General features: G+C 45.3%; 8 protein-coding genes. 5 read left to right on the top strand and 3 right to left on the bottom strand.

The genetic code is table 11. The annotated features are described in order from the left end of the window. Positions 1–1,175 (top strand): dihydrolipoyllysine-residue acetyltransferase (gene aceF / locus N480_RS23510; RefSeq protein WP_063374876.1); only part of this gene is annotated, 1,175 nt, incomplete at its 5' end. Between the two features lie 218 nt (positions 1,176–1,393). Then, the gene (gene lpdA, locus N480_RS23505; protein ID WP_023400801.1) at positions 1,394–2,818 is read left to right on the top strand and encodes a dihydrolipoyl dehydrogenase; all 1,425 of its coding nucleotides are present in this window, start codon (positions 1,394–1,396) and stop codon (positions 2,816–2,818) included. Between the two features lie 106 nt (positions 2,819–2,924). Here the strand turns inward: lpdA and N480_RS23500 are convergent, their stop codons facing one another. Both N480_RS23500 and N480_RS23495 read right to left on the bottom strand, forming a co-directional pair. Then, the gene (locus tag N480_RS23500; protein WP_063374853.1) at positions 2,925–5,294 is read right to left on the bottom strand and encodes a S8 family serine peptidase; all 2,370 of its coding nucleotides are present in this window, start codon (positions 5,292–5,294) and stop codon (positions 2,925–2,927) included. Between the two features lie 224 nt (positions 5,295–5,518). After that, positions 5,519–6,628 carry a tRNA nucleotidyltransferase gene (locus tag N480_RS23495; protein ID WP_063374852.1) on the bottom strand — a complete coding sequence of 370 codons (1,110 nt, stop codon included), beginning with the start codon at positions 6,626–6,628 and terminating at the stop codon, positions 5,519–5,521. Positions 6,629–6,801: 173 nt separating this feature from the next. Between N480_RS23495 and N480_RS23490 the strand changes: the two genes are divergently transcribed. Together N480_RS23490 and N480_RS23485 are read left to right on the top strand one after the other, a co-directional pair. Then, positions 6,802–7,716 carry an ExeA family protein gene (locus N480_RS23490; RefSeq protein WP_063374851.1) on the top strand — a complete coding sequence of 305 codons (915 nt, stop codon included), beginning with the start codon at positions 6,802–6,804 and terminating at the stop codon, positions 7,714–7,716. Between the two features lie 9 nt (positions 7,717–7,725). Next, the gene (locus N480_RS23485; RefSeq protein WP_063374850.1) at positions 7,726–8,811 is read left to right on the top strand and encodes a general secretion pathway protein GspB; all 1,086 of its coding nucleotides are present in this window, start codon (positions 7,726–7,728) and stop codon (positions 8,809–8,811) included. A 35-nt stretch (positions 8,812–8,846) separates the two neighbouring features. Here N480_RS23485 and N480_RS23480 read toward each other — a convergent pair whose 3' ends face one another. Further along, the gene (locus N480_RS23480) at positions 8,847–10,040 is read right to left on the bottom strand and encodes an HD-GYP domain-containing protein (RefSeq protein WP_081231976.1); all 1,194 of its coding nucleotides are present in this window, start codon (positions 10,038–10,040) and stop codon (positions 8,847–8,849) included. Positions 10,041–10,269: 229 nt separating this feature from the next. On the opposite strand from N480_RS23480, the gene N480_RS23475 reads away from it, so the two are divergent. Next, positions 10,270–11,529, top strand: coding sequence for a M20 metallopeptidase family protein (locus N480_RS23475; RefSeq protein ID WP_419554963.1), 1,260 nt, complete (start codon positions 10,270–10,272; stop codon positions 11,527–11,529). Positions 11,530–11,536: the final 7 nt, after the last annotated feature.

Below are 11,536 nucleotides of genomic sequence, written 5' to 3'. Positions count from 1 at the left end.
ATAAGGCTTCTATGGAAGTACCGGCACCATTTGCTGGTACTGTTAAAGAGATCAAAGTAAACGCTGGCGATAAAGTATCGACAGGTTCTTTAATCTTCGTATTTGAAACAGCAGGCAGTGCGGCAGCTGCACCTGCAGCTGCGCCGGCACCAACCGCAGCGCCAGCAGCGGCTCCTGCAGCAAAACCTGCGCCGGCAGCAGCCCTTGCATCTGCACAAAAAGATGATTTTGTTGCGAACGATCAGTACGCACACGCATCACCAGTTGTGCGTCGTCTAGCACGTGAGTTTGGTGTCAACCTAGCGCGCGTTAAAGCAACCGGCCGTAAGAATCGTGTTGTTAAAGAAGACGTTCAAAACTATGTGAAAGAGCTAGTGAAGCAAGTTGAATCAGGTCAGCTATCTAAAGGTGGCAACACCGGTGGTGGCGAGCTTGGCCTAATTCCTTGGCCGAAAGTGGACTTCAGCAAGTTTGGTGAAGTTGAAGAGAAGAAGCTATCTCGCATTCAAAAGATCTCTGGTGCAAACCTACACCGTAACTGGGTACAAATCCCGCACGTTACTCAGTTTGACGAAGCAGACATCACAACACTAGAAGCGTTCCGTAAAGAGCAAAATGTGCTAGCTGAGAAGAAGAAAATGGGTGTGAAAATCACGCCATTGGTCTTCGTAATGAAAGCAGCTGCAAAAGCACTTGAAGAGTTCCCAACGTTTAACTCTTCGCTTTCAGAAGATGGTGAGAGCCTAATTCTGAAGAAATACGTGAACATCGGTGTTGCGGTTGATACGCCAAATGGTCTAGTTGTTCCAGTATTCAAAGACGTGAACAAAAAAGGCATCATCGAGCTTTCTCGTGAACTGATGGAAGTGTCTAAGAAAGCACGTGACGGTAAGCTGACTGCTGCTGACATGCAAGGCGGTTGTTTCACAATCTCAAGCCTTGGTGGTATCGGTGGTACGTCATTCACACCTATCGTGAATGCACCAGAAGTGGCTATCTTAGGTGTGTCTAAGTCTGAGATGAAGCCGAAATGGAATGGTAAAGAATTTGAGCCGCGCTTAATGGTGCCGCTAAGCTGTTCATACGACCACCGTGTAATTGACGGGGCGCTGGCAGCACGCTTTACTGTGACACTTGCAAACTACCTGAGCGATATCCGTCAGCTAGTGATGTAAGATGAATCAAAACCGCCCAACACAAGTTGTGCGGTTTTGTTGTATTTTTAGTGTCCTGTCTGATAATTGGACGGGACATTAGTGAGTGCGAATGATACACTTTCGCGCACAAAAAACTCTCTCTGTTGGTTTTGTCCTAATTTGGCGGCCGGCAGGCAAATTGGGTGCGGATACTCAGTTGAGTAGAGTCCCGTTCGAATAATAGTTAAGGTAATAACATGAGCAACGAAATCAAAACTCAAGTTGTTGTACTAGGCGGTGGTCCTGGTGGTTACTCTGCAGCATTCCGTGCAGCAGACCTAGGTTTAGATGTTACATTGATTGAATCTCGCGATACCCTAGGTGGTGTTTGCTTGAATGTAGGTTGTATTCCTTCAAAAGCACTTCTTCACGTCGCTAAGGTTATCGACGATGCAGCTGAAATGGCTTCTCACGGTGTAACTTTCGGTGCTCCACAAATCGATTTAGACAAAATCCGTACTTGGAAAGAGTCTGTAATCGGTCAACTTACTGGCGGTCTAGCTGGTATGTCTAAGATGCGTAAAGTTAACGTAGTTAACGGTTACGGTAAATTCACAGGTTCTAACACCATCGCAGTTGAAGGCGCTGACGGCACTAAGACAGTGACGTTTGATAACGCAATCATCGCAGCAGGTTCACAGCCAGTAAGCCTTCCGTTCATTCCACAAGATGAGCGTATCATTGATTCAACGGGTGCACTTGAGCTTAAAGACGTTCCTGGCAAGCTACTTGTACTAGGTGGTGGTATCATTGGTCTTGAAATGGGTACTGTGTATCGTGCACTAGGTTCAGACATCGATGTTGTTGAATTTGCTGATCAGCTAGTACCTGCTGCTGACAAAGACATCATCAAGGTTTACCAGAAGTACGTTAAGAACAAGTTCAACGTAATGCTTTCTACGAAAGTTGTTGCTGTTGAAGCGAAAGAAGACGGTATCTACGTTTCATTCGAAGGTAAGCAAGCACCTGAAGGCCAAGTACGCTACGACAAAGTATTGGTTGCTGTTGGTCGTACACCAAACGGTAAGCTACTTGACGCTGACAAAGCGGGCGTTGCTGTTGACGAACGTGGCTTCATCAACACAGACAAGCAAATGAAAACAAACGTTGACCACATCTTCGCGATTGGTGACATCGTTGGTCAGCCTATGCTTGCACACAAAGCGGTACACGAAGCACACGTTGCTGCAGAAGTTATCTCTGGTAAGAAGCATTACTTCGATCCTAAGTGTATCCCTTCAATCGCTTACACAGATCCAGAAATTGCATGGGTTGGTGTCACTGAGAAAGAAGCAAAAGAGCAAGGTCTTAAGATTGAAACTGCGGTATTCCCGTGGGCAGCATCTGGCCGTGCAATCGCTTCAGCACGTACTGAAGGTCAAACTAAGCTTATCTTTGATAAAGAGTCAGGCCGCGTTATCGGTGGTGCAATGGTTGGTATCAACGCAGGTGAAATGCTTGGTGAGATCGGCCTAGCGGTAGAAATGGGTGCAGACGCAGAAGACGTGGCACTGACTATCCACGCTCACCCAACATTGAACGAGTCAATCGGTCTAGCTGCTGAAATCTTCGAAGGTTCAATCACTGACCTTCCAAACAAAAAAGCAGTTAAGAAGAAGTAATCTAACTTCTTTTTGATTTTCGCGAATCGCGATTAAAAAACCCGGCGATTGCCGGGTTTTTTGTATTTGGGGCTTATTGATTTCAATAAACCCAAAATATTTATTATTACTTCATTGGTGCAACGTAAACACCTGCGTTTGCAAAACCTACGACATCTTCTGTGCCATCACCATTTACGTCAGCCATCATCCGTGGGTGCTGCTGTACTCGCCATCCGCCAGCACTATAGCCAAAGTTATCTACGACGCGTTTAGGCGCCGAGAAGCTACTGCCATTCGATGTTGAAATGTATACTCCTGCATTTGCAAAACCAACTACATCCTTCTTGCCATCGCCATTTACATCAGCAAGGTATCGAGGGTGGTTTTCAACGCGCCAGCCACCAGCCGTATAGCCATAGTTATTTACCCATTGGCGCATTGGGCTGAATCCTGTGCCTGTTGAAAGTGCAACATACACACCTGCATTAGCAAACCCTACCACGTCATCGCGACCATCACCATTTACATCAGCCATAAAGCGAGGGTGGTTTTGAACGCGCCAGCCGCCTGCACTATAACCAAAGTTACTTATCCATTTTTGAGGTGAACTGAACGATGAACCATTAGAAAGCGACACATAAACGCCTGCATTTGCAAAGCCGACAACGTCTTGTTTGCCATCGCCATTCACGTCAGCCATCATGCGAGGGTGGTTCTCTACACGCCAACCACCAGCTGTGTAGCCATAGCTACCAACCCACTGGCGCATTGGGCCAAAGCTTGTTCCTGTCGAAACTGCAACATAAACCCCTGCGTTAGCAAAGCCAACAACGTCTTGTTTACCATCGCCATTTACATCAGCCATCATACGAGGGTGCTGATTGGTACGCCATCCGCCGGCACTATAGCCAAAGCTGCCGATCCACTTTTGTTGTGGGGTAAAGCTTGAACCAGTCGACAATGATACATACACACCAGCATTAGCAAAGCCTACAACGTCATCACGGCCATCGCCGTTTACATCTGCCATCATACGTGGGTGGTTCTCAACTCTCCAACCACCAGCCGAGTATCCAAATGAGCCTACCCATTTACGTGGAGAAGAGAACGATGCGCCATTTGAAAGTGACACGTAAACTCCTGCATTGGCAAAGCCAACCACATCTTTTTTACCATCGCCATTTACGTCCGCCATCATGCGTGGGTGGTTTTCTACTCGCCAGCCCCCAGCTGTATAGCCATATGCGCCTACCCATTGGCTATACGGTGGCTGTTGAGTTTCGTGAATAGAATATAGCAAGCGGTTAGGTGAACCTTGTGGATCGCCAATTTCGTTGGTAGTTGAATCACCTAGTATTCTTGCAGTCACTTGCGCTGGCGTCAGGTTAGGCGACTGCTGTAGGTGAAGTGCGGCAACACCGGCAACGTGTGGCGCTGCCATCGACGTACCACTGATGGTACTTACACCATTGTTTATCCAAGCAGAAGTGATGCTTTGTCCTGGTGCAAAAATATCGACACAATTACCAAAATTTGAGAAGCTAGCGCGCTGATCTGTATTCGTTGATGCAGCTACTGTGATAGCGTTTGGCGCACTTGCTGGAGAGATGTTACAGGCATTGCCATTATCGTTACCCGCAGCTGCGACCATTGAGACCCCGTGGTTAATACTTGCTTGAACCGCATTATTTAGCGCTGCACTGACAGGTGTACGGAAACTCATATTAGCAACAGCAGGCAATGTCGCATTTGCCGTAACCCATTCAACACCATCAATGATAGTGGCTAATGAACTGCTTCCTTGGCAGTTAAATACTCGTACGCCGACTAAGTCAACATTCTTAGCAACACCGTAGGTTTCGCCGCCAATAGTACCTGCAACATGCGTTCCGTGGCCATGACAATCATCAGCGTTGTTATCATTATCGACAAAGTCGAATCCGCTCGTGGCACGGCCATTAAACTCGGTGTGGTCAACCTGAATACCGGTGTCTAAAACATAAGCAGTCACATTTGAACCTGTGAAGTTATATACATAGTTTGAATCAAGCGGCAGGGCACGTTGGTCGATTCTGTCTAGACCCCATGTGGCATTTGATTGTTTTGCACTGACTGTCGCATCTAAGGTGATAACTCGGTTTGGCTCAATGAAGGCTACATTCGGATCTGAAAGTAATGCAGAAAGCTGAGATTTTGATGCTGTTACTAGCGCGCCGTTAAGGGTTGCAGAGTAAGTTTTTTCTAGTTTGATGTTGTGTTGATTCACCAAGTTTTGACTTTGGACCCTATTGAAATCAGCTCTTGCTGTTAAGGTGTCAGCTGCAATGGTATTTGGTGTTTCAAATACGACAATATAGCTGTCTTTGACGACTGTGCTAGAAGCTGGTGCTGTCACCATTTTAGGGTGAGTGACCTGCGCCAATACAGATGTGCTAGACAATGTGGAAAATAGAATACCAGTAATGGCAGCGGCAAGCTGATGCTTTTTATGCATTGCAATTCCTTTTCATGTTTTTAAATGTAGGTTTTGGTCAATAGACCTTGTGTGTATAAATTGTTATATATGTTATAGGTACTATATATATTTGTTTGTTTTGTGATCAAGTTAAATTTTATGACATTGTACAAGATTAAAAATTTAGTTGTTTTTTGTACAATTTAATGGAGGTCTGATTGAGTGAGAGTGCAGACTGAATGATTGCACTCCCCAATGTAAGTTTAGTTTAGGTCTAATAGGCTCTGGATGCGCTTTAATTTCAGCTTATCCATTTCTTTTTTAATTTCTGGTCCTTGGGCACCTAATTCGATGACTTCTTGTGCTTTCACATTGCTGGCTGCTTTGTATGATTTGTTGAGTTCAATGGCTTTGTCAGCGCAGTGATCATCAATGACTCGTACAGTGTTTATAAACACACTTAAGCGCTCTGGGCGACGCCATGCATCTAGTTGGTTTAAAATGGTCATCACAGTTTCTGCATGCCAATCTACTGATTGTAAAAATGGTAAGTTCGTTTGAAGGTCGCGCAGGGTATCCGCATAGGCTTTTGGGATCTTATGCGTTTGCTCTAAATCGTAGCCATTCAGATCTGAATGATATTGCCACAGACTAAACGCAGATCTCAGATAGGTTTCGTTATTTTGATCTAACTTGGATATCTGATCGGCAATCGTATTTGCCGTATTTTGATCCCAGTGTGTTTGCCAAGGAGTCACATAAGACAAGGCATTGAGATCAGATAAAACATTGGTGAAGATGTGAATAGCCCCATCTTTGAGTGATTTTTCTATTTCCATCCACACACGCTCTTTGGTGAGCGTTTTAAGCTCTCCCGCAGCAACCATATTACTCATTAACTGGAGAGTGTCTTGAGCAATGGTAAAGCCCAAGTGGTTATATCGGGCTGCAAATCTGGCAACTCGCAAAATCCTCAGTGGATCTTCACTAAAGGCGTCACTTACATGGCGTAGGATCTTGTTGTCGAGATCGGCTTTACCATGATAGGGATCAATCAAATTACCCTGATCATCTTCTGCTATCGCATTGACTGTCAGATCTCGGCGGATCAGATCATCTTCAAGTGTAATCGTTGGAGCAAAATCGCAAATAAACCCTGTGTAGCCTTGTCCCTGCTTGCGCTCAGTACGAGCTAGAGCATGTTCATCTTTGCTCTGGGGGTGCAAAAAAACCGGAAAGTCTTTACCTACTTGTTGGTAGCCAAGTTTTAGCATCTCTCTGATTGTGGCACCAACGACCACATAATCTCGCTCTAAAATGGGTCGGCCGAGCAATTTGTCTCTGACTGCGCCGCCCACCAAGTACACCTTCATAGCAATCCTAAATACATCTTTTATTGATATTCTACTATGACACTATCACTCTGAGTTTAAAATGTTTGTTCCTAAATTCATGAAAAATTCAGGGGCGATTAAGCAAACAATGTTTTAACTTAAAGTGATTTTTTGCCATTATAGGCAGCATTCTAACAATAAAGAGACATATCGTGTATTTACGCTACTTTGGTTTAACGGAGAAACCGTTTTCAATTGCGCCGAATCCTGAGTTTCTATTTTTAAGTGATCGCCACAAAGAAGCGTTGGCACATTTAACCTATGGACTTGGGGATGCTGGCGGCTTTGTACTACTAACAGGGGAAGTGGGAACGGGGAAAACCACCGTAACGCGGAGTATGTTAGCGCAGTTGCCCGAATCAACTCAGGTTGCATTCGTATTGAATCCGGCATTGTCGGAAATGGAGCTACTAGCCAGTATCTGTGATGAGCTCAACATCGAGTACGATGCTAAAGAAGCGTCATTAAAGTCTTTGACTGATGTAATAAAAGCGAGATTACTGGAAAATCATGAGCAGGGTGGCCACACCATGCTGATTATCGATGAAGCTCAGCACTTGGCTGCTGAGGTACTTGAACAATTACGCTTATTAACTAATTTAGAAACTGACCACAAAAAGTTACTACAAATAGTGTTGGTTGGGCAGCCAGAATTACAGCAATTACTCCAGCGCAACGAGTTACGTCAGTTAGCCCAAAGGATCACAGCACGATATCATTTATTGCCTTTAACAGAATCGCAGGTTTTTTCATATATTAAGCACCGGCTCAATAAAGCTGGGTGTGAAGCCAACCTATTTAGTGATCAATCGATCCAATATATTCATCAGGTTACGGCGGGGATCCCAAGGCTGATTAACTTACTTGCTGATCGTTGTTTGTTGGGCGCTTACTCGGCGCAGCAACAAGAGGTCAGTAAGCAAATAGCACAAGAAGCTGCAAAAGAAGCCTTGCCGCTGAATCTAATTCCAGAGCAACAAAAAAGAGCACTGAATGTGCCTGCTTTGGTTTCTGGCTGGGTTGCGGCGATGTTTGCCTGCGGCTTTGGTCTTTCATTTATATTTTAATGGTGCACTATGTCTTATCTTGTCAACGCATTAAAACAATCACAACAACAATCAAAGTCTGAGCAAGATTATGTGCAGGCGCGACAAAGTGCACAAGTAGCGTTTTATAAGCGTCTGAGCATGGGGTTAGGTGGTGGACTTCTAACTGTATGCGCATTGGGAGCTGGCTTTATGGTAGGCCAGTCTGTGCAATCTGAGCCTCATGTAGAAAAGGCGACTACTTTGGCTGTAGCAACTGAAACAGAGGCTGAAAATACGGAACAACCACCCGTAGCAGAAAAGCCGGCTGCCCCATCTAGTAAGCCTGCAACACAGGTTGCTCCCGCCACAAATATAGCCACGCAACCGCTCTCCCAAACAGGGCAGGTGATGGCACAAGTGCCTGTGCAGATGCAGCCACAGTTCAACACTGCTATCAACAATCAAATGAGTTATCAATGGATGTCAGTGCAGGTCGGTTTTGATGCCAGTGGTCGAGCAGTGTATTCACAACAGCTAGTACCAGTGAATAGTCAAGGTCAGGTGATAAATGTCCCTGTGCAGGGTCAGACTCCGCAAATGCAACAGTTTGTACCCAATCAACAATTCATTCAACCCAATATGGGTTATGCGCAGCAACCTATGGCGACGATGAACAATCAAAATATGGGGCAGTATCGTGTTGTGGGCGCACCATTAAACGGCATGACTCAAAATAATGTGACCACTGAGGCGCAGCAAGAGGAAGAATTAGACAATGTCTCAGACGAGCTAAAGCAAGCTTTTGCGCAAGCTGTTGCTGAGACGCAACCGACAAGCTATCGAGAGGCAAGTGCAGACGGAGATGTTGTATCTACTAGCCGTGGGACTGCCAATGCAACACCGATAGAACTATTGCCACCACGACTGCAAAACAGCATTCCATCTTTGCGATATCAAGCACACATTTATGCTACCGAGCCCGAAAAACGCTGGATTAAACTGAATAATCGTGAACTGTATGAGGGCGATAATCTAGGCGCATTGACTATTGTCGAGATCACACCCGAGCAAGCGTTATTTGATTTTGATGGCATAGAGTTCACCCTGAGCGCAATGCAAGACTGGATCCCATAATCTAATCGCAATCAGCTACCTTAGCGCGTTATATGCTAAGGTAGCATCGAATGGCGGAAGAATTTAATCAAATCCAAGCCGAATTCTTCCGGCTTGACCGCAGCTTCTAACTCATCATCAATACGCTTGTCACTGAGATCAACATCTCGTACTTCAACATGAAACATATTTTTAGCGTTATAAAATACTTTGACGACAGGTTGAAGCGGTGAGTCCGGGTTACTCGCTGCAACGATGCCAACTCGGTGGCTTTTGAGCTTAACTAAGGTACCAACGGGGTACATTCCAATGCAGTGGATAAACTGATTGAGCAATGTTTCATCAAACTCATGTGGGCAGCCTGCCTTGAGCTTTTTAAATGCTTGAATAGGGGTCATACCTATTTTGTATACTCGCTCAGCTGTCAATGCATCGTATACATCGACAATGGAGATCATACGCACATATTGCGAGAGCTCTTCGCCTTTTATCGCATATGGATAACCCGTGCCATTCAGTCGTTCATGGTGAAACCCTGCAATCTCAGTAGCAATGTCGCCTAGTCCGCTATCTTTGACGATGTCGTGGCTGAACTTAGCATGCTCTCTCATGACTTCAAACTCATTGTCACTGAGTTTTTCAGGTTTTTGTAAGATATCATCAGGAATTTTGATTTTGCCGATATCGTGAAGCAAGGCCCCAGTGGCAAGCTCTTCAATGAGCGCTCTATCAAAGCCAAGATGCTTGGCGAAAATACTCATTAAAATGGACACATTCAGGGAGTGTTCCAGTAGGTAACCATCTTTATCACGGATCCGAGCAATACAGGCCAGAGCATCTTGGTTTCTAAATACTGAGTCAATAAATCCAGAAGCCGTCTCTTTGAACTCTGTGACATTGATAGATCGCCCATCGCGAATATCACTAAAAGCTTTTTCTTGTAGCTGTTTTGCTTGCTCGTACATTTTAGTTGCTTGCCCCAACTCTGCTTCAACAGGCACTGACTTATGCCAAGGGTCGGCTTTAACAGGTTGCACAACCTCTTCCGCGATGGGGATCTCTTCTTGAGTATGATGTAAGGTTTTATCCGGATCGATCTCCACTTCGAGCACGCCGGATTGGATCAAGCTTTTGATCCCTTTTTCATCCCTTACCCAACCTTGGTTTTTCACTCTGACATGGCCAGCTTGTTTAATCACGCCCACAACAAACATGCCAGGTTCTAAATCTTTGATATTTATTGTTTTCACAGTATGAAAATCCCCCTATAGAGATTTTAAGCTTAGCAAAGGCCTCGCAAAATGGTAGATCAAAAGCATGAATCGAAGGGAGTTTGATCCAAACCTAAAAGCGCTTCATAAAGTAGTTGCAATTGTGCGCTTTTGTTTGCAATCTGGTATGACACATATGCTCAATAATAATAATTTTATGAAAACACTGATCACGTCTTTTGCGTTACTTTGTAGTGCTAGCTCGATTATGGCTAGCACGTTGGATCAACAGGTAACTCGTGCTATGCCAGCGCTTGAGGAGCTTTACCTGCATCTACACCAAAACCCTGAATTATCTCTTCAAGAACAAAAAACAGGTGCACGGCTGGCGAGTGAGCTCAAACAATTAGGTTTCCAGGTAACTGAACAGGTGGGTGGATTTGGCGTTGTAGGCTTGCTAAAAAATGGTGAAGGCCCGACTGTGATGATCCGCGCAGATACTGATGGACTGCCAATTGTAGAGCAAACAGGCAAGCCATACGCATCAAAAGTGAAAGTAAAAGATGCCAATAACAATACTGTGGGTGTAATGCATGGCTGCGGCCATGATATTCATATGACCAGTTTTATTGGGGCTGCAGAACAGTTGGTGGCACATAAACAGCAATGGCAGGGCACTTTAATGATGGTCGCACAACCAGCAGAAGAAGTGGGTGCAGGTGCAAAAGCCATGATAAAAGAAGGACTGTTTAGCAAGTTTGCAAAGCCAGATCATGTCTTAGGGTTACACGTTAGCGCTGCATTACCTGCGGGTAAGGTCGCGATATCACCGGGTTACGCGTTGGCAAATGTTGACTCAGTGGACATCATTGTTAAGGGGAAGGGCGGTCATGGTGCGTACCCTCACACCACGGTAGATCCGGTCGTGTTAGCATCGCGTATTGTGCTAGGGATCCAGACAATAACCAGCCGAGAGATCTCACCGTTAAAGCCTTCTGTGATCACTGTGGGATCCATTCATGGTGGGTCAAAGCATAATATCATTTCTAATGAAGTTAAGTTGCAACTGACTTTGAGATCTTATGACAGAGAAGTTCGCGATCAACAAATTGCGGCTTTGGAGCGCTTAACCAAAGGGATCGCTCAGAGTGCGGGCTTACCTGACTCGCTAGCCCCCATTGTATATGTACACGAAAAGGAAAGTATTCCATCCACTTACAATGAACCGGCCCTTGCTAACCGAGTAACTGAAAGCATTCGCAATGAGTTGGGGGCCTCTCAGGTTGTAAAGTCTGAGCCTGTCATGGCAGGGGAAGATTTCGGTTTGTATGGCCGCACAGAGGACAATATTCCAATTACCATTTTTTGGCTAGGTGGTGTCAACCCGCAAGAGTACCAGCGTGCTCAGCAAAATGGAGAGCCTTTACCCTCTTTGCACTCAAGTAAGTTTGCACCTGATTACCCTTTGGCCATCAAAACAGGTGTGCGTGCTATGACGGCCAGCGCCTTAGATCTTTTTAATCAATAGCGTAAGT

This window comes from Pseudoalteromonas luteoviolacea S2607, assembly GCF_001625575.1.
GTDB classification, from domain to species: domain Bacteria; phylum Pseudomonadota; class Gammaproteobacteria; order Enterobacterales; family Alteromonadaceae; genus Pseudoalteromonas; species Pseudoalteromonas luteoviolacea_E.
Note: the sequence above shows the minus strand (reverse complement) of the source record. Positions and strands in the feature narration are given on the sequence as shown.

What these genes read in the sequence shown, in the direction of transcription:
- N480_RS23485 (WP_063374850.1), top strand. Translation starts at nt 7,726, where the DNA reads ATGTCTTATCTTGTCAACGCATTAAAACAATCACAACAACAATCAAAG.
- N480_RS23495 (WP_063374852.1), bottom strand. Translation starts at nt 6,628, where the DNA reads ATGAAGGTGTACTTGGTGGGCGGCGCAGTCAGAGACAAATTGCTCGGC.
- N480_RS23475 (WP_419554963.1), top strand. Translation starts at nt 10,270, where the DNA reads ATGGCTAGCACGTTGGATCAACAGGTAACTCGTGCTATGCCAGCGCTT.
- lpdA (WP_023400801.1), top strand. Translation starts at nt 1,394, where the DNA reads ATGAGCAACGAAATCAAAACTCAAGTTGTTGTACTAGGCGGTGGTCCT.
- N480_RS23500 (WP_063374853.1), bottom strand. Translation starts at nt 5,294, where the DNA reads ATGCATAAAAAGCATCAGCTTGCCGCTGCCATTACTGGTATTCTATTT.